Source organism: Sphingomonas sp. HF-S4 (assembly GCF_032911445.1).
GTDB lineage: Bacteria > Pseudomonadota > Alphaproteobacteria > Sphingomonadales > Sphingomonadaceae > Sphingomonas > Sphingomonas agrestis.
The window spans coordinates 422,416-441,015 of record NZ_JAWJEJ010000001.1 but is presented as its reverse complement, the minus strand read 5'-3'; the positions used below and the strand labels follow the sequence as shown (position 1 = coordinate 441,015).

Below are 18,600 nucleotides of genomic sequence, written 5' to 3'. Positions count from 1 at the left end.
TGACGCGCGTTCCCGAATCGCTTTCGCCTGAACAGGAAACCGCATGCCTTCCGGACTAGTAGCGCTGCTCGACGACGTCGCCGGGATCACCAAGCTCGCCGCGGCCTCTCTCGACGATATCGGCGCGGCCGCGGGCAAGGCGGGCAGCAAGGCGATGGGCGTGGTGATCGACGATACCGCGGTGACCCCGCGCTACGTCGTCGGGCTCAGCCCCGAGCGCGAATTGCCGATCATCTTCAAGATCGCGATGGGCTCGCTGCGCAACAAGCTGTTCATCCTGCTGCCCGCAGCCCTGCTGCTCAGCGCGTTCGCACCCTGGGCGATCACCCCGCTGCTGATGCTGGGCGGCGCGTTCCTGTGCTTCGAGGGCGCAGAGAAGGTGCTCGAGGCGCTGGGCGTGGGCGGCCACGCCGAAGCCGAGGAAGCGCCGATGGGTGCGGCGCAGCTCGAGCAGTCCAAGGTCAGCGGCGCGATCCGCACCGATCTGATCCTCTCGGCCGAGATCATGGCGATCGCGCTGGCGGATGTCGCGGAGGAATCGATCCTGACCCAGGGCATAATCCTCGCCGTGGTCGGCATCGGAATCACGATCGGCGTCTATGGCGTGGTCGGGCTGATCGTGAAGATGGACGATATCGGGCTGCATCTTGCCCAGCGCAAAGCCGCGGCGACGCGGGCGCTTGGCCGCGGGCTGGTGAAGGGCATGCCGGTGCTGATGAGGTTCCTCTCGATCGTCGGCACCGCGGCGATGATCTGGGTCGGCGGCGGCATCCTGGTCCACGGGCTGAACGTGCTGGGCTGGCACGCACCGGAAGCGATCATCCACCACGCCTCCGAAGCCGTCGCCCATGGCGGCGGCGGGCTCCTTGGCTGGCTGGTCACCGCGACACTGTCGGGCGTGCTGGGACTGATCGTCGGCGGCGTGATCGCCTTTGTGGTTCACCAGATCCACAAGCTGCGGCACCGCCACTAAAGCTCAGGCCGCGGCTGCCTCACGCGGGAGGTAGCGCGTCGCGGCGAGCAGGCGCGCCTGCTGGTTGCGATCGAGCCAAATCGGGCCGAGCTTGGCCCCCTGCCCCGCGACGCCGACCATGAAGTCGGCGCCGAAGCGGCGAATGCTGATCCCTGCGCGCCACTTCACTTCGATCATCACCATCGGCACGAACATCGGCCGGGCATGGACCTGCACGACGTGGACGAGTTCGCGCGGCAAAGCGAGCCGTACCGGCATCCGCCCGCCCGCGCCCGCCGCGAGATCGAAGGCCTGCGCCGCGGGATCGACCATCGGATTGGCGTGATAGCCGGCGATGTTACGGTCCTGATCGGGATTGGCGCTCATCATCGCCATCGCGACCCGTATATTCTCGGCCGCGGAAGGCTGGAGGTTGCCGATCAGCAGTTCGAAATCGAGCAGCACATCGCGCTCGGTGACTTCGATGCCACCGGGACGGAGGATCAGCTCGAACGGCTCGCCCGAAGGCGCTGCGGGGGCTGCCCGCGGCGCGGACGCAGCTGGCGCGATGCCGGGCGGCGGCACGACGGGACGTGGCGGCGGCGGCGCGGCGACGGGCGCTTCCTCGAACACGTCGTCCGCGGACTTGCGGCGGCGCTGCAATGCCCACAAGCCGCCGATCGCCAGCGCCGTCGCGCCGCCGCCGATCAGCGCCCATAGCCAGCCCGGCATGCCCGATGGCGGCGCGCTGGCCTGGGGTAGCGGCTGGGAGGAGGGCGTGGCGATCGGAACGGGCGCGCTTGCGGTGACAGCGGGGCTCGGCGCAGCGAGCGGAGTCGGGGTTGCCGCAGGCGCCGGAGCCGATTGGCGAGTCTGCGCGGGCGTAGCTGCCGGAGTCGGCGTCGTGCGTGCCGGCGCGTTCGCGCGCGGCGTTGCAGTGGCGCTCGGCGTCGCGATCACCGGCGGCGGCGCGACGACCGGCGCGGGCGTCGGGGTCGGCGTTGCCGCGGGAGGCGCCAGCGTGAAACGCTCGGGCGTGACGTTGGGGAGCGTCGTGCTCGGCCGCGCCTGCGAGGGCAGCGGCACTGGGGTCGGTGCATCCTGCTGGGCATGCACGGCAGGCGCAGCGCCGGCCATCCCCGTCGCCGCGGCAAGGCCATAGAGCCCGCCGATCAAATGCCTCCCGCGCTTCACCACAACGTCTCTAGCGCCTCCAACCTGAATTTCATCTGCACGCGGCGTGTTTTAGAGGCGGATTGGCGCAGGTGAACCCATTTCCTGAAAGCCCCTCCCCTGAAGGCGAGGGGTTTGAGGTTTATGGCACGCTCACGCGCTGGAACGGCACCTTGGCCAACTCGGGGAGCGCCTTGAGCTGGGGCTCGACGGTCTTGAGATCCCCCACCGCCACCAGCACCAGCTTGTCGAGCGGGTAGCTCGCCTTGGCCGAAGCCATCATCGCCGCGGGATCGACCGCGAGCACCGCCGGCACATAGCGATCGGTCCAGTCGCCGGGCAGGCCGAGCGTGTCGCGCGTCGCCAGTGTGTTGACCAGCGAAGGCGAGGTCGAGTTCTGGATCGCGAACAGCCCCGCCATATAGGTGCGGATGCCCTTGGACTCCTCCTCCGGAGCCGGCTCGGTCTGCATCCGGCGGATTTCCTTGAACACTTCGGTCAGCGCCGCGCCGGTGACGTTGGTCGTCACGTCGGCATCGAAGGTCCACAGCGCATCGCCGGGGTTGAACGCGACACCCGAGCCTGGGGAATAAGTGTATCCCTTGGTCTCGCGGATATTGGTGGTGATGCGCGAGCTGAACGCGCCGCCGAGCAGCGAATTGGTCACGCGCTGCGGGATGTCGGCATCGGTGCCGGCATTCGCCGCATCGAACGACAGGCGCAACGTGGTCTGCGGCGCATCGGGGCGGTCGATCAGGATCACCCGTGGCCCCGCCTGGTGGGGTGCGTCGAGCTTGAGCGGGTCGGGACCCGAGGCCCAGCCGCCGAATGCCTTGGCGATCGACACCTTGACCGCGGCGGCATCGAACTTGCCGGCGATGTAAAGATGCGCGCGCTTCGCGCCGAACTGGCCGGCATGAAACGCTTTGATCTGGTCGATCGTGTAGCCGGAAAGCTGCGCGGCGCTCGGCACGACGCGGCCATAGGGATGGTTGGGCCCGTAGATCGTCCGGGCGAGCGCGACATCCGCTAGCGTTCCCGGCTGCGACAGCGCTACCGAGAGCTGCCGGCCGAGATTGGCCTTCACGCGGGCGAGCTCGCTCGCCGGCAGATCGGGCCGGATCGCGACATGGCCGATCAGTTGGACCGCGGCGGGCGCGAACTCCGACAGCACGTTCATCGTGATCTGCGTCGCCTGCTGGCCCGCGCCGACATTGAGGTCGCCGCCCATGCTCGCCGCGGTGGTGGCGAGCTCGCCGGCGCTGCGGCCCGCGGCGCCTTCCTTCATCATCGCCGCGGTCAGGTCCGCGAGCCAGGTCGCGTCGCCTTCGGTGACGTTGCCCGCGCGGACGCGCAGCGACACCACCACCTTGGGCGCGATGCCATAGGGTACGAGCGTGACCTGCATGCCGTTGGGCAGGCTGAAGGTCTCGGTCGCCGGCAGCTTGAACGGCTTGGGTTCGCCCACCGGCGGCGGCGGCGGGAAATCCTGCGCGAGTGCAGGCGTGGCGGCGGCGATGGCGAGCAGGCTCGCGAGCAGGACGCGCTTCATCTCACTTGCCTCCCTGTGCGGCGCCCTTCGCACCGGGCTCGACGACATAGACCGAGCGATTGGTCTTCCGGAGATATTCCTGCGCGGTCTTCTGGATCAGCGCGGGGGTGACCTTGGCGAACCCCTCCTCGATGCGGTTGATCGCCTGGGGATCGTTGTCGAACAGCGCATGGACCGCGAGCAGGTCGACCAGCCCGACCCGCCCGCCGCCGTCGATCTCGCCATAAAGGTCCGATCGCATCTTGGTCTTCGCGCGCGCGAGTTCGACTGCGGTCACCGGCTTGGCGCGAATGCCCTCGATCACCTCGTCCACCGCCTTGGTGATCTGCGCGGGCGTGTGCGTCGGGTCATGCGTGAAGCTGAAGCTCCACAGCATTGGCCCGCGATAGTTGAACATGTTGCCGAGGTCGCCGTTGATCCCGCCCCCAATCTCGCCGGCGATGCCGGTCTGCTGGACGAGCTTGGTGTAGAGCCGGCTGTCGTCGCCCTGGACCAGGATCTGGTCGATCAGCCCCATCGCATACCATTCGGGGGTGAGGCGCTCGGGCACGTGATAGCCCGCGGCGTAGCCCGGCTTGGGTGCGAGCGCATCGACGCGGCTCTTATACTTCTCTGCGGTCTGGCGCGGCTCGGAGATGTCGGGCTGGACCACCGCGGGCTTCTTGCTGATCGGCGCGAAATACTTCTCGATCGCCGCGCGAGTGGCGGCATAATCGAGATCGCCGGCGACGACGAGGACGGCGTTGCTCGGGCGATAGAATGCCTCGAAAAAGGACTTGGCGTCGGGCACTGTCGCCGCCTCGATCTCCTTCAAGTCGCCGTAGAAATTGTGGCTATTGTACCAATTGGTGTTGGCGAGCATCGGCAAGTCGATCCACGGCCAGGTGCTGTAGGGCTGGTTGAGGACGTTGACCTTGACCTCGTTGCCGACGACGCCCTGCTGGTTCTCGAGCACCGCCTGGTCGATCACCGGGTTCGCCATGCGATCGGCCTCGAGCCACAGCATGCGGTCCAGCGCGCTCGACGGCAGCACTTCATAGTAATTGGTGAAATCGAAGCGGGTCGAGCCGTTGTTGATCCCGCCGGCGTTGGTGACGGTCTTGTCGAAAACGCCCTTCGGCGCGTGCTTCGATCCCTGGAACATCAGATGCTCGAACAGATGCGCGAAGCCGGTGCGCTCACGCGGTTCGACGCGAAAGCCGATGCCGTAATAGACCGCGATCGTCACCGTCGGCGCGATCGTATCCTTGGCGAGCACCACCTTCAGGCCGTTGGGCAGCGTGAAATACTGCATGTCGACATGCAGCTTCTGCGTCGCCGCGGGGGCCGGCTGGGCGATTGCCGGGGCCGACAGGCTGGTAGCGGCCAGCGCGAGCGCGAGGCTCCATTTCTGCATGCGAAGGAACTCCATCAGGAGAATCGGGATGTGTGTTGGCGTAGCATCACGCCGATAGGCGGGGAAGTACTCCGCGGAGCTCACCGCGCCGGGCCGTGCGCATAGCTGAGCACGCGGCGCATTTTCCACGCATCGCCTTGGCGCACCCAGACGTTTGCAAAGCTGGCCTGTCCATCGAGTTCTTCGGGAGCAGCGCCCTGTTTCGCGTAGAAACGGTGCTCGCCGGTGAGGATTGCGCCGGTACGCGGCACCGGATCGTAGCGCAGCGTGCCGGCGACGCCTTCGCGGCGTAGATGGAGGCCCGGCGTGCCGCAGGGGCCGCTGACCAGCGAGGCGACCACCGCCGTGCGACCGGCGGTGAGACCCGTGCGGTCATGGTAGAACTCGATATCGTCAGTGAAGAGCCGATCCATCGCCTTGGCGTCGCAGGCATTGAAAGCGGACCAGAATCTGGCGTCGGCGGCGCGGACGGCAGCTTCGTCGGCAGAGACCGACTGCGCGGCGGCAGCGGCGGGCAGGCCCAACAAGGCAAATGCCGAAATCCAGTACTTCATCGCCGACTCCCGTTGTGTATTATTTGCGTAGCACACTCCTGGTCGGAAAAGCCAATGTCCGGATCCGGAAAGCGCATCCGTCTGGCTTTCGGCAGGCACGTCGCCTGGAGGGAGGAATAGATGCGTATCGATTATCCGCTGGCTGGACTGGCCATCGTCGCGGCGATGCTCGCAACCACAGGGCCAGCGGCGGCACAGCGTGGTGCCGTACGCGGCACGATCAAGGCGATGCCGCTACGCGCCGCAGCGGCGTCCGAAGTCGCGCGAGGTCAGGCGGTGCGCCCAGGGGTGCCCCTGCGAATCACCAAGGCGCTGCCCGACGGACGGCCGGTGAACCTCTCAATATCGATCAACGCCCTGCCCTCGCCCAATCTACGGATCGTCGGGGCATCCTATCTTTCCGGCGAGCGGATGCTGATCGTCAACATCGAGAACAAGGGTACCGTCACATCCGAGGAAGCAACGTTGCTGGGCAAGGTGCTGTGGGGCGCCGATGTCGACAAGGACAAGCTTCTCAACAATGCAGTCGGCGGCAAGACGCAGGACGAGATCCTCAAAAGCGTGATCGACGACGCTTTCGAGAAGATGGCGCTGGCGATCAATGTGTATACCGCGGCGGTGAAGCCGCTGGCACCGGGCAGCAATGCGATCGTTTCGATCGAACTCCCCGACGTGACCGAGGAGGTCGCGTTCTGCGGCTTCAAGGGAAAGAAAGCCGCGACCGACTGCGTCGATCCGGCGACTCAGAGCGTGTTCTGCGTGACGCTGGTGCCGGGCAAGGCTTCGATGTTTTCGGGATTGGGGAAGTAGCGCGCCTGCTCGCAGGCCCTCACCCCCGCGCACGCAGGGGTGAGGGTTCAGGACTATTTCGCCATCGCCGCGCTTTGATCGAGCGGCACCACCGGCAGCAGCACGCTGCTCGATTGCGCCCCGCCATACATCAGCGTGATCGTCGCCTTCTGATAGTCGGACGGCTTGGCGAAGAAGATGTTGTCGACATATTTCTGCGGGTTGCGATCATAGACCGGGAACTGGCTCGACTGGACCTGGACCATGATCCGATGCCCCGGCTGGAAGACGTGGTTCACGCTCGGCAGGCGGAACTTGTATTGCTGGACCTTGTTCGCCGGGATCGGCTCGGGCTTGGAGAAGCTGTTGCGATAGCGGCCGCGGAAGATGTCCATGCTGATCGGAAGCTGGAACCCGCCCATCTCCTTCTTGCTCGCGACCTCGTCGGGATAGACGTCGATCACCTTGACGACGAAGTCGCCGTCGGTGCCCGTGGTCTTGGCGAACAGGTTGGCGAGCGGTGCGCCCGAGACGCGGACCGGGGCGGTCAGCGGCGCGGTCATGTAGGTCATCACGTCGGTGCGGCCGTCGACGAAGCGCTGGTCGGTGACGAGGTAGGTTGACCAGCGGCCGTCCTGGAAATTGACCGGGCGCGGCAGATGCGGGACCGGCTTGGCGGGATCCGAGACATAGGAGTCCGAACCCGCACCGGGCTTGTCGAAGCCGAGCCCCTCGCCGGCCTTGAAGTAGATCGGCGTCAGCTTCTCGCCGCAGCCGCTCTCGCAGGCGAGCGGCCATTTGTTGAGATATTCCCAGCGATTGTCACCGGTATTGTAGAAGCTCGCCTTGGCCGGCGTGAAGGCCGGCGCGCCGTCCTTGAGATAGGCGTTGAAGAACGGCAGCAGGATGTCGCGGCGCGCCTGGAGCGCCGTATCGCCCTCGAACTCGAGCACGCCGAGCTTCGAGCCGTTATAGTTGAACCCCGAATGGCGCCACGGCCCCATCAGCAGGAAGTTCTTGTCGGCCTGGTTGGTCTTCTGGAGTTCCTCGAAGGCGTGGATCGCGCCGTACATGTCCTCGTGATCCCAGATGCCCTGCTCCCACAACGTGGGGACGTTCGAGGGGTTGGCGGCAAGCAGCTTGTCTAGCGCCTGGCCCTGCCAGAACGCGTCATAGGCGACATGGGTCGACATCTTGTTCCACGCCGGCAACTGGTCGTAGCCGAACTTCTTCGCCCAGTCGCCCGCGGAGCCGACCCGGCGGAAGGTTTCGTAATCGTCCCAATCGGGGCGGTTGGGCGCCTTGCCCTCCCCCTTGTAGCCGGTCTGGCTGCCGATCCAGCCGATATTTGCGAGGCGGAACGCACCGTGATGGAACCAGTCGTCGCCCATCCAGCCATCGATCATCGGGCTTTCGGGCGCGGTCACCTTGAGCGCGGGATGCGGGTTGAGCAGTGCCATGACGACCGTGAAGCCCTCATAGGACGAGCCGAGCATGCCGACCTTGCCGTTGCTCTCGGGGGTGTTCTTGACCAGCCAGTCGATCGAATCCCAGGCGTCGGTGGTGTGATCGACCTTGGTGGGGTTGAGCGGGCCGACCGGCGGGCGGGTGATGACGTAATCGCCCTCGGACTTGTACTTGCCGCGAATGTCCTGGAACACGCGGATATAGCCATCCTTGACGAATACCTCGTCGCCCTCGGGAAGCGCGCTTAGCATCGTCGTGCTCTCGGTGCGCTTGACGCGGCCGGCGGCGTTGTAGGGGGTGCGGGTGAACAGGATCGGCGCGTTCTTCGCGCCCTTTGGGATGACGAGGACGGTGTAGAGCTTCACGCCGTCCCGCATCGGGATCATCACTTCGCGCTTGATGAAGTCGCCGGGCTGCTCGGGCGGGGTGAACTTGGCCGGGATGTCGTTGAACGGCTGCGCCTGCTGGGCAGTGGCGGCGCTGGCGGTGACGAGGGCGGTTCCGGCGAGCAGTACGAGCAGCGTCTTCATGGCGATCCCCTGTTTGGATCGCATGTCGATAGACCCGAGATCGTATCAAGTGAAAGCACAAAGAAAACGGCGGGCGAGGTTGCCCTCGCCCGCCGTGCCCAGCCCCTTCCCCCCGAGAGGGGCGGGTCTGGACCGTCTCGGTTATGCGTGCTCGGGGGCGCCGAGCAATTCGGCCTCGACATTGTCGACCATGTGCGGGCGAGTCGCACCGATCGGACCGACTCCGGGCTCGATCGCACTCGGGCGGCCGATCTTGAACGCCGCCGACGTGCGGCCCTCGCTACCGTCCGGGAGCGTATAGCGCGCCTCGGCAACGACGACTGGGTTGAACACGCGGCCCATCTCGCCCTTGGGCACCGCGAGGTGCGCATCGACGCGGGTGCCGTCGCCCGGCGCGATCGTCACCGGCGGCACCGCGGCATCGGGACCGCGACCGGTGAGCAGGCTTTCCATCTCCGAACCATCGGCATCGGCGAGCATGAAGGTCGAGATACGGACATCGCGGGCCGGCACGTCACCGGCATTGCCCACGGTCAGTTCGACATCGACCAGCGCCTCTTCCTCGCTGGTGCCGGCACGGACCGGGCGGAGACCGAATTCGAGCCACGGACGATTGCTGACCGGTGCCGGCGCATCGGTAACGCCGGCAAGGTCGCCGCTCTCGGGCTCGGCAAGCTCGGCCTCGACATGCGCGTCGCCAGTCTCGGAGGCGATCGCGGCCGGGGCGGCAGCAGCGGTGGCCGCCATGAACGGGCTGACCTCAGGCTCGTGGCGCGGCTCGATCACGGGCGCAGCAGCGACCGGCGCAGCAGCAACGGGCGCCTCGTAGGCGCGCGGCGCGACCACCGGCTCCTCGTAGACCGTCTCCTCGACGACATCCTCGTCGCGGCGGCGACGCATCAGCAGCATCGCGGCAATGCCTGCGATAACGAGCAGGACGCCGCCGAGCAGCCACGGCCAGGCGAAGCCGGTGCCGTTGCTCGTTTCGGTCTGGGTGACCGTGGTTTCCTGGGCCGGCGCGGGTGCGGCAGCCTCAGGTGCGGCAGCGACCGGCGCAGCGAGTTCGGCGACCGGAGCCGGTGTCTGGGCCACGGGCGTCTGGGCCGCGGGCGCGGCAGCCGGCGCCGCGGCGGCGGGCGCAGGCGCGGCCTGGCGGGCCGGCGCGCTGCGGGCCTCACGAGCGGGTGCGGCGCGTGACGCCTGGCGCTCGGCGCGCGGCATCACCTCGGTGCCAGGCACCGGGCCCGGTGGCGGTGCGGGCTGGACCACCGGCGAGGCGGGCGCCATTTCGATCACGCGCTGCGGCTGCGCAGCCGGCGCAGCCGCCGGTGCCGGGTTCGCCATGATCGGCGGCGGCGTGACGGTCTGCGTCGGCGCGTCCTGCGCGACGGCGGGGGTGGTAAGGAGCGCGGCACCGATCAACAGCGCGGCGCGGGGGCGAAGGGGGGCTGGCTTCATCATATCGCAGGCTAAATGAGTGGAACCCGCTCACGGCCCCGGCACGTGCGCCCAAGCGTTTAGAATGCACGCCGAACTACAGGGTTCACGCACCGTTCATCGCAAAATGACCTTGCACTTTAATAAAGTTGCGCGCGATCAGCCCGCAGGCAGCCACCCATGCCGCCCGGCAAGCGCCGTGAACACGTCGAACCACACATGCGGCTTACCGCCCGGCTCGATCAGCCGGATACCGTGTCCGCCCTTCTCCGCGATCATCAGCTCGGACGGCACCCCGGCCGCCTGGAGCCCCGCGAACATCGCCAGGCTGTTGGCGACCGGCACGGTCTTGTCGTCGGCGGCATGGCAGACGAAGGTCGGCGGCGTCGCCCTGGGCACGTTGCGTTCGAGCGAATAGGCCCGCGCCAGTTCGTCAGAGGGGCTTGCCCCGAGCAGTTCACGGCGCGACTGCGCGTGCGCGTGCGGCGGCAGCATCGACACCACCGGGAAGAACATGCCGACCGCGATCGGCCGGGCCGACTGGCTGTCGACGGCATCGACCGGCTTGTACACCGCGCGGTCGAAGCGCTGGCCGAGTTGGCCGACCAGATGCCCGCCCGCTGAGAAGCCGATCGCGGCGACGCGCGCCTGATCGATTCCCCACTTCGCCGCGCCCGCGCGGATCAGCCGCATCGCACGCTGCGCGTCCTGGAGCGGCGTGTCCGGTCCGCCATGCCAACCGTCGTGCGGCAGCCGATAGAGCAGCTCGAACGCCGTGATCCCCTGCGCGGCGAACATCTGTGCGATGTTCGATGGTCGGCGCGGGACCGCAATCCGCGTATAGCCGCCACCCGGAAGGATCAGAATCGCCGCACCGTTGGGCCGCGCGGGCCGCGCCACGGTCATCGCCGGGGTGGCGATGTGCGGCCAGGCGATGTCCTCGGGATCGCCGCCCTTGGGATTGCGCAGGACGACCTCGTCGCGCACCGCCAGCCCCTCCCCCCCCGGCGGGATACCAGGCCAGAGGTTGACGCGCTCGGGCACTTGGCCGGCATGCGCGGTGCCCGCGATGCCGATCGCCAGGCTCGAAGCCAGCAGCGTCCGGCGATCGATCATCGCCGGACGTCCAGCCCGCCGCCTTCGAACGCCGCGAGATCGGCGCGGGTGAACAGGCTGGCGTCGCCGGGCAGCGAGTGCTTGAGCGCGGTCAGCGCGAGGCCGGACTTGGCAGCGGCTCGGGGATCGCCGCCGCTTTCGACCAAGCCGTGGAGCACGCCCGCCGCAAAGGCATCGCCCGCACCGATCCGGTCGACGATCCCGGCGATCAGAATCTCGTCGGTCTGGTGCGCGCCCCCGCGCGTGTCGACCCGCGCCGAGACGCGGTGGCTGTCGGCATCGTCAACATGCCGCGCAGTCGAGGCGATGATCTGGAGCTTGGGGAAGGCCACGAACGCCGCCTCGGCCGCCTCGCGCCGCCGGTCCGAGCCTTCGCCCGAGAACGGCTTGCCGAGCAGCAGCGAGACGTCGCGATGGTTGCCGAACAGGATGTCGGCATGGCCGATCAACTGGGTGAGCACGCCGCGCGGATCGCTGTCCCAGGCTTCCCACAGCTTGGCGCGGTAATTGCCGTCGAACGAGACCGGGATACCCTTCGTCGACGCGGCCTCGGCCGCAGCGATCGCGGCGGCGGCGGTGTTGGGGCCGAGCGCCGGGGTGATCCCCGACAAGTGCAGCCGCGTTGCGCCGTCGAGCAGCCGGTCCCAGTCCCAGCTGTCGGCCGGGCGCGTGGCAAACACCGAATGCGCGCGGTCATAGACGACTTCGGAGGCACGCAGCCCGGCGCCGGGGGTGAGGAAATACAGGCCGAGCCGCCCCTCCTCGCGCGCCACGCTCGACGTATCAACGCCGCGCCGGCGCAACTCGCCAATCACGGCACCGCCGAGCGGATTGTCGGCAACTGCGCTGATCAACCGGGTGGCGTGGCCAAGGCAAGCGAGACCGGTGGCGACATTGGCCTCGGCCCCGCCGACATTGACTTCCAGCTTGGGCGTCTGGAGCAGCAACTCGCGCCCCGGGGGCGAGAGGCGAAGCATGACTTCGCCGAAGAATGCGATGGTCATGCGCAGGCTCCGAGAGCGAGACCTTCGATCCTCCCCCGGAGGGGGAGGGGGACTAGCGAAGCTGGTGGAGGGGTAGTCTCCACGAGCGAGAAGGCATCCTTTGGCGCGACTACCCCTCCGTCAGCTTCGCTGCCACCTCCCCCTCCGGGGGAGGATTGGTGTAGGATGTCGTTCATCGCGCCAGCCAGCCGCCGTCGACCGCGAGGATGTGGCCCTGGACATAGTCCGACGCCGACGAGGCGAGGAACACCGCCGCCCCGCCCAGGTCGGCGGGATCGCCCCAGCGGCCGGCCGGGATGCGCTCGACGATCTGGCGATTCCGCGTTTCGTCGGCCTGAAGCTGCGCGGTGTTGTTGGTGGCGATATAGCCCGGGGCGATCGCGTTGACGTTGATCCCCTTGGCCGCCCACTCGCAGGCGAGCAGCTTGGTCAGCCCGGCGACGCCCGACTTGCTCGCGGTGTAGCTCGGCACGCGGATGCCGCCCTGGAAGCTCAGCATCGAGGCGATGTTGATGATCTTGCCGCGGCCCTGCGCGGCCATGTGGCGGCCCGCGGCCTGGCACAGGAAGAAGGTGGACTTCAGGTTGGTGTCGATCACCGCATCCCAATCCTCCTCGGTGAAGTCGAGGCTGTCGTTGCGGCGAATGATCCCGGCATTGTTGACGAGGATGTCCAGCCCGCCGAGCTTTTCCACAGTCTCATCCACAATCCTGCCCACGGGCTCGATACTGGAGAGATCGGCGGAGATGATCTCGGCCTTCACGCCGAGCGCGCGCGCCTTTTCAACGGTCTCGGTCGCAGCCGAGCGGCCGACCGCAGCGATGTTGGCACCGGCCTCCGCAAGCGCGAGCGCGATGCCCTGGCCGATACCGGTATTCGCACCGGTTACGATGGCGGTCCTGCCGGTCAGGTCGAAGATCTTGGTCATTCACTCTCTCACTCCCCTCCCTGCAAGGGAGGGGTCGGGGGTGGGTGCGCGGCGCGCAGCGTCGCGCTTGTCGCTATCGGAGGGGTGCCGAGCCTTGCGGCTCGGCACCCACCCCCAGCCCCTCCCTTGCACGGAGGGGAGAATGCAGATTACGCCAGCTGGCAGATGTCCAGCACGTTCATGTCGGTATAGTCCTGGTTCTCGCCGGCCATCGCCCAGATGAAGGCATAGGCCTTGGTGCCCGAGCCCATATGGACCGACCAGGGCGGCGAGATCACCGCTTCCTCGTTCGCCATCACGATGTGCCGCATCGCCTCGCCTTCGCCCATGTAGTGGAAGACGCGGTCGTTGGGGCCGTCGAGCTCGAAGTAGAAATAGATCTCGCTGCGGCGCTCGTGGATGTGCGGCGGCATCGTGTTCCACACCGAGCCGGGCTTGAGCACGGTGAGGCCCATGACGAGCTGCGCTGAGTCGCACACGCCCGGGATGACGAGCTGGAAGATCGTGCGCTCGTTCGATTCCTCGAGGCTGCCGCGCTCGAGCGCATTGGCGTCGGCAATCGACAGCTTCCGGGTCTGGAAGCCCTTATGCGCGGGGCACGAGGCGAGGTAGAAACGCGAGCCGTCGCCCGAGAACTGGACATCCTTGGCGCCCATCGTAACGTATAGGCAGTCCTTGTTGCCGAGCGTGAAGGTCTCGCTGTCGACGACGACGGTGCCCTCGACCGGCGAAACGTTGACGATCGCGAGTTCGCGGCGCTCGAGGAAGGGATGGCCCGCTGCCGATGCCGGCTCGGTCTGATCCGGGAGCTTGACGCTGCCCGAAGCAACCGCAACGCCACCGATCACGAAGCGGTCGGCATGGGTGTAGTTGAGGACGCATTCGCCTTCGCGGAACAGCCCGTCGATCAGATAGCGGTCGCGCAGTTCCTCGTTCGAGACGCACTCCATCATGTCGGGGTGCGTGGCGTAATAGGTGCGGTCGAACATGGGATACTCCGTTGGGTTGGTCAGGCTGCGGCGGCCACCGGGGCCGGCGCTTGTTGGTCAATCTTATAGGCTTTGCGGACGAGCCCGTTGGTCAGCTCGTGCGCGAGTTCGTGCGCTTCCCAGTCGAGCAGCCGCCCCTCGGCGACGAGCTGGGCGAGGAAGCCGCAGTCGATCCGGCGTGCAACGTCATGGCGCGCGGGGATCGACAGGAAAGCGCGGGTGTCGTCGTTGAAGCCGACGGTGTTGTAGAAGCCCGCGGTCTCGGTGACCTGCTCGCGGAAGCGGCGCATCCCCTCTGGGCTGTCGTGGAACCACCAGGAGGGGCCGAGCTTGAGGCACGGATAATGCCCCGCCAGCGGCGCCAGCTCGCGCGCGTACACCGTCTCGTCGAGCGTAAACAGGATGATCGAGAGTTCGGTCGACGTGCCGAAGCGATCGAGCAGCGGCTTCAATGCGCGGACATAATCGGTCCGCATCGGGATATCGGCCCCCTTGTCGCGGCCGTGGCTCGCGAACAGCCCGCCATTATGGTTGCGGAAGCTGCCAGGATGGATCTGCATGACCATCCCGTCCTCGACCGACATCGCCGCCATTTCGGTGAGCATCTGCGCGCGGAACAGCTCGGCATCGGCCGGGGTCCAGTTGTCCGACAGGATCGTGCGGAACAGCGCCTCGGCATCGGCCTTCGAAAGGTTGCCGGTCTGCGCCGTCGGGTGGCCGTGGTCGGTCGCGGTGGCGCCCGCCGCACGGAAGTCGGCGCGACGCTTGCGGTGCGCGGCGAGATAGCCGTCCCACGACCAGACGTCCTCGCCGGTCTTCTCCGCAAACACCTGCATCGCTCCGGCGAACTGCTCGTGCTCGACGTCGATCACCGCGTCGGGGCGATAGGTAGTGACCACCCTGCCCGGCCAGCCGCTCTTCTGGATCGCATGGTGCGGCGACAGGTCATCCTGCGGCCCCTCGGTCGTCGCGAGAAACTCGATGCCGAAGCGGTCGAACAACGCGCGCGGCTTGAACGCGTCGCTCGCGAGCTTCTCGTTGATCCGGTCGTAATAAAGATCGGCGGTCGAGGCATCGAGCGCCACCTCGAACCCGAACACCTCGGCAAACACGTGACCCAGCCACACGGAGGACGGCGTCCCGCGGAACAGGTGGAAATTCTCGGCAAAGGTCCGCCACGCCTGCCGCGGATCGGTCCCCGGCATCCCGGCCTTGCTCGGCACGCACAGATCGTCGAGCGCGACGCCCTGCGAATAGAGCATCCGATAGAGGTAATGATCGGGTGAGAGCAGCAGTTCGGTCGCGTTCGACCAGTTGGCGTTGGTCGAGAACCAGGTCGGATCGGTGTGGCCGTGCGGGCTGATGATCGGCAGCCCGGCGACCTCCCGATAGAGCGCGCGCGCGATGCTCCGCGTGCGGTCGTCCGCCGGGAACAGCCGGTCCGAGTCGAGCTTGAGGGGCTTGGTCATCGTGTCTCTCTTACGCCTCCAGCGCCTTTTCGCGGGTGAGCGTGTTGGCGATGATCGCCAGGATCGCAATCGCCGCGAACACGCCCAGGATCGCCCAATAGCTGCTCGGCGCGAAGCACGGCGACACCGGCCCCATCCATACCGGCACGCAGCCGTCGACATTCTTGCCCGAAGCGAGGAATATTACCACGCCAACCAGCCCCGACACCACTGCGACGATCACCGCCCAGGGCGTCGCGGCGCTGAAGCGCTCGACCCGTGCCAGCCGCGGCGTCAGCAGATGCACCGAGAGCACGGCCAGGAAATAGGCCGCGCCCGCCACCACGAACAGCGGCGTATAGGTGCCGAGCCGGTCGAGCACGTCGCCGGCATATTTCGACATCAGCGCCCCGCCGATCGCGCCGACAGTGCCGCCGATGCCGATCACCGCGCCCACTGCGAAGCGCGGGAAGGTGTCCGAGGGGATCGTATAGAGATTGGCCGAGAAACCCTGGTGCGCCGCGGCGGCAATCCCGATGATCAGCACGCTCGCCCACAGGTTCGGCACCGAGGTGGCGAACACCACCGGCAGCACGCAGAACGCGCAGATCAGCATCGTGATTTTCCGGGCCGCATTGACGCTCATCCCGCCCTTCATCAGCCGGCCCGACAGCCAGCCGCCGGCGACACTGCCGATGTCCGAGATCAGATAGATGCCGCCCAGCGCCAGCGCCGCGGTCGGCGTCGACCAGGTCTTGAGGTCGAGCCCATATTGCGTGCCGAGATAGCCCGGCAGCCAGAACAGATAGAACCACCAGATCGGATCGATGAAGAACTTGCCGAGCGCGAACGCCCAGGTTTCGCGCTGGGCGAGCAGGCGCAGCCACAGGCCCGGAGTCTTGACGTCGGGATCGGCCGGATCCTGGGTGATGTGCGCGAGTTCGCCGGCGCCGACGCGCGGATGCTTGGCGGGATCGTCGCGGTACATCGCCAGCCACGCGACCAGCCAGATCAGCCCGAACACGCCGGTGAGGATGAAGGTCATCCGCCAGCCGACTACCGGCACCAGCGCGAAGCACAGCAACGGCGCGGCGATCGCGCCGACATTGGCGCCGGCATTGAACACGCCGACGGCAAAGGCGCGCTCCTTTTGCGGGAACCACGTCGTCACCGACTTCACGCCGGCCGGGAAGTTGCCCGATTCGCCGATGCCCAGGCCGAAGCGGGCAAGCGCGAACTGGGTGACGCTGTATGCGCCGCCATGCGCGACGTGCGCGATCGTCCAGACCACGACCGCGACCGAATAGCCCAGCCGCGCGCCGATCGCGTCGACGACCTTGCCGAAGCCGAGATAGCCGATCGCATAGGCGATCTGGAACCATACCACGATGTCGGCATAGGTGCGCTCGTCCATGTGGAGCGCGGGATCTTCCATCATGATCGGCTTCAACAGCCCGATCATCTGGCGGTCGATATAATTGATTGCCGTAGCAGCGAAGAGCAGGCCGACAATGACCCAACGATAGCGCCCCACTCGCTCGGCGGCGCCCGCTATGGTCGCCTCACGCGTATCGCTCATTCGCCTCTCCCATTATCTTTATGCCGTCCAAGACCCGCTCGCGGCTTGGACGGCTGGTTAGCGTCAAGCCGGGCTGGAGGGAAGCATGGGGTGCAGCGTTTCGCATACCACACCCTACTCCCACCATTCGGGATAAATCGCAACGGTTTCCGGCCATGCGCCAGGATCGCCTGGTTGGCGCGGCCCAGCGCGGGGCCGGTCAGCCCGCGTGTCCGCTCGGCGAGGCCCAGCCAGACCAGCGCTTCGGCGGCGCGTATCGCAGGCTCGGCGACGATGCGCTCGAGATCGCGCTCGAACGGCGCGAAATAGGCCGACACGCCTTGGCGCCGGTCGAATTCCGCGCGCGCCTGATCGAGGCTCCAGCGGCGATGGTGGATGCCGGTATCGATCAGCCCGCGCACCGCGCGGAACAGCAGCCAATGGACATGGCCGAGCTCGTCGAGCGACAGGTCGCGATACGCGCCGCGGCGCGCCATCAATTGCTCGGCATGGATCGCCCAGCCTTCGGAAAAGGCAGGCAGATAGGCGATGCGCAGCGGGTGCGCATCGGCTCCAGCCTCGATCGGCAGCTGGACCATGTGGCCGGGCAGAAGCTCGTGATGGACGACGCTGCCCAGCGTCCACGTCGGACGGCGGCGAATATCCTTGAGGTCGACGAAATACCCGCCCGGCTGCCCCGGCGCGGGGATCTCGCGATATCCCCCCTTGCCCGCCGCTTCGTCGGCGCGGCTTATCCGGCGCACGCGGACGTCGAGGCTGGCGGGCGGCACCGGGCCGATCAGCTCGGGCAGCCCTTTACGCGCGGGATCGAGCCAGCCGTTCATGTCGGTCACGGCGCGGTCGCGCCCGGCATCGTCGTCCGCATAGAGCCACGCCGGCTCTGCGAACATCGCCTTGAAGCCCGCGCCAATGCTTCTGCCGGTATCGGTGTACCCCGCCATCAGCCGAAGCGCGCGCCGGCCGAGCACGTCGGCCGCACGCTCGAACCGGCGATGCGCGGCCTCCGGACCGACGCCCGCGCCGACATGACGTTCCAGGAGCAGGCTATACACCGCGGTGCCGTTGGGGTGGCGCCAGAGTCCGATACTGGCGAAGGGAGGAAGACGATACGGCCCCTCGGACCTTCCACCGGGCATAAGGCGGGCAAGTTGCGAATCTATCGCAATATTATTGCGGAGCGTTCGCAAATCGAGGCTCGCCGAAGGCGACAGCTGTGACGGGTCGAAGCCCGCGAGCCGCGCCAGCCTGGCACTATAGTCCGGCAGTTGGCCGAGCCCATCGAGCGCCTCGCGCAGCTTCGCGTCGTTCGCTTGGGCATGTGCGGAAAACGGCAGTACCGATGCCGACAGCCCGGCCAGTATCGAGCGGCGGGAAAGTCCGGTCACCGGCATGGAGACGGCATTTGGACCGCGGCGCCCGTCGCCACCGTCTGACGGACCTTCGCCATCTTGGACGTAAGATCCGCCGGTGCGGCGGGCGCCGCGATCCTCGTGGAGGCCACGATTCGACCCGAAAGGCCCTCCAGGAAAACCGCCCGGCCCAGTCGATCGACCTGGCCGATGCGCGGCACGATTACAGTTAACGCGCCGCGCGGCAAGGCTTCATCGTCGGCGCGACTGTCCAGAACGGGACGCGGCGCCGGATTCGCGCCGGGCTCGGCTGCGGCCATCGCGTCCATGCCCACTC

15 protein-coding genes and 1 pseudogene are annotated in these 18,600 nt (G+C 67.3%); 2 read left to right on the top strand and 14 right to left on the bottom strand.

Annotated features, from left to right (window positions below; genetic code table 11):
• Nucleotides 1-43: 43 nt before the first annotated feature.
• Nucleotides 44-973, top strand: a complete 930-nt coding sequence (locus RZN05_RS01995) for a DUF808 domain-containing protein (RefSeq protein WP_317224952.1) — start codon at nt 44-46, stop codon at nt 971-973.
• A gap of 3 nt (nt 974-976) precedes the next feature.
• Here the strand turns inward: RZN05_RS01995 and RZN05_RS01990 are convergent, their stop codons facing one another.
• The 4 genes from RZN05_RS01990 to RZN05_RS01975 form a co-directional block, all read right to left on the bottom strand.
• Nucleotides 977-2,146 carry a hypothetical protein gene (locus RZN05_RS01990; RefSeq protein ID WP_317224951.1) on the bottom strand — a complete coding sequence of 390 codons (1,170 nt, stop codon included), beginning with the start codon at nt 2,144-2,146 and terminating at the stop codon, nt 977-979.
• Between the two features lie 121 nt (nt 2,147-2,267).
• Complete coding sequence (locus RZN05_RS01985; protein ID WP_317224950.1) at nt 2,268-3,677, bottom strand: M16 family metallopeptidase; 1,410 nt, start codon at nt 3,675-3,677, stop codon at nt 2,268-2,270.
• Between the two features lies 1 nt (nt 3,678).
• Nucleotides 3,679-5,088, bottom strand: coding sequence for a M16 family metallopeptidase (locus RZN05_RS01980; RefSeq protein ID WP_317224949.1), 1,410 nt, complete (start codon nt 5,086-5,088; stop codon nt 3,679-3,681).
• Between the two features lie 65 nt (nt 5,089-5,153).
• Nucleotides 5,154-5,627 (bottom strand): nuclear transport factor 2 family protein, encoded by a 474-nt coding sequence (locus RZN05_RS01975; RefSeq protein ID WP_317224948.1) that lies wholly within the window; start codon nt 5,625-5,627, stop codon nt 5,154-5,156.
• A 120-nt stretch (nt 5,628-5,747) separates the two neighbouring features.
• Here RZN05_RS01975 and RZN05_RS01970 point away from each other — a divergent pair, with 120 nt between their 5' ends.
• Nucleotides 5,748-6,437: a hypothetical protein gene (locus RZN05_RS01970; RefSeq protein ID WP_317224947.1), complete on the top strand. Its 690-nt coding sequence runs from the start codon at nt 5,748-5,750 to the stop codon at nt 6,435-6,437.
• Between the two features lie 53 nt (nt 6,438-6,490).
• On the opposite strand, the gene RZN05_RS01965 is transcribed toward RZN05_RS01970, so the two are convergent.
• From RZN05_RS01965 to RZN05_RS01920, 10 genes and pseudogenes are all read right to left on the bottom strand, one after another.
• Entirely contained in the window at nt 6,491-8,413 is a 1,923-nt protein-coding gene (locus RZN05_RS01965) for a CocE/NonD family hydrolase (RefSeq protein WP_317224946.1), read from the bottom strand.
• Between the two features lie 141 nt (nt 8,414-8,554).
• Complete coding sequence (locus RZN05_RS01960; RefSeq protein ID WP_317224945.1) at nt 8,555-9,871, bottom strand: hypothetical protein; 1,317 nt, start codon at nt 9,869-9,871, stop codon at nt 8,555-8,557.
• A 138-nt stretch (nt 9,872-10,009) separates the two neighbouring features.
• Nucleotides 10,010-10,966 (bottom strand): alpha/beta hydrolase, encoded by a 957-nt coding sequence (locus RZN05_RS01955; protein WP_317224944.1) that lies wholly within the window; start codon nt 10,964-10,966, stop codon nt 10,010-10,012.
• Nucleotides 10,963-11,970 carry a sugar kinase gene (locus tag RZN05_RS01950; protein ID WP_317224943.1) on the bottom strand — a complete coding sequence of 336 codons (1,008 nt, stop codon included), beginning with the start codon at nt 11,968-11,970 and terminating at the stop codon, nt 10,963-10,965. Before RZN05_RS01950 ends, RZN05_RS01955 begins: the two co-directional genes overlap by 4 nt.
• A gap of 172 nt (nt 11,971-12,142) precedes the next feature.
• Nucleotides 12,143-12,898, bottom strand: a complete 756-nt coding sequence (gene kduD, locus RZN05_RS01945; RefSeq protein ID WP_317224942.1) for a 2-dehydro-3-deoxy-D-gluconate 5-dehydrogenase KduD — start codon at nt 12,896-12,898, stop codon at nt 12,143-12,145.
• A 149-nt stretch (nt 12,899-13,047) separates the two neighbouring features.
• Nucleotides 13,048-13,887, bottom strand: coding sequence for a 5-dehydro-4-deoxy-D-glucuronate isomerase (gene kduI / locus RZN05_RS01940; protein ID WP_317224941.1), 840 nt, complete (start codon nt 13,885-13,887; stop codon nt 13,048-13,050).
• 20 nt (nt 13,888-13,907) lie between these two features.
• Nucleotides 13,908-15,356 carry a glucuronate isomerase gene (gene uxaC / locus RZN05_RS01935; RefSeq protein WP_317224940.1) on the bottom strand — a complete coding sequence of 483 codons (1,449 nt, stop codon included), beginning with the start codon at nt 15,354-15,356 and terminating at the stop codon, nt 13,908-13,910.
• A gap of 250 nt (nt 15,357-15,606) precedes the next feature.
• Nucleotides 15,607-16,914 (bottom strand): annotated as a pseudogene (locus RZN05_RS01930) (MFS transporter); the annotation flags it as partial.
• Entirely contained in the window at nt 16,911-18,299 is a 1,389-nt protein-coding gene (locus RZN05_RS01925) for a DUF885 family protein (RefSeq protein WP_317224939.1), read from the bottom strand. The gene RZN05_RS01925 and the pseudogene RZN05_RS01930, both read right to left, overlap by 4 nt.
• Nucleotides 18,296-18,592 carry a hypothetical protein gene (locus RZN05_RS01920; RefSeq protein WP_317224938.1) on the bottom strand — a complete coding sequence of 99 codons (297 nt, stop codon included), beginning with the start codon at nt 18,590-18,592 and terminating at the stop codon, nt 18,296-18,298. The genes RZN05_RS01925 and RZN05_RS01920 overlap by 4 nt, the downstream gene beginning before the upstream one ends.
• Between the last annotated feature and the right edge of the window lie 8 nt (nt 18,593-18,600).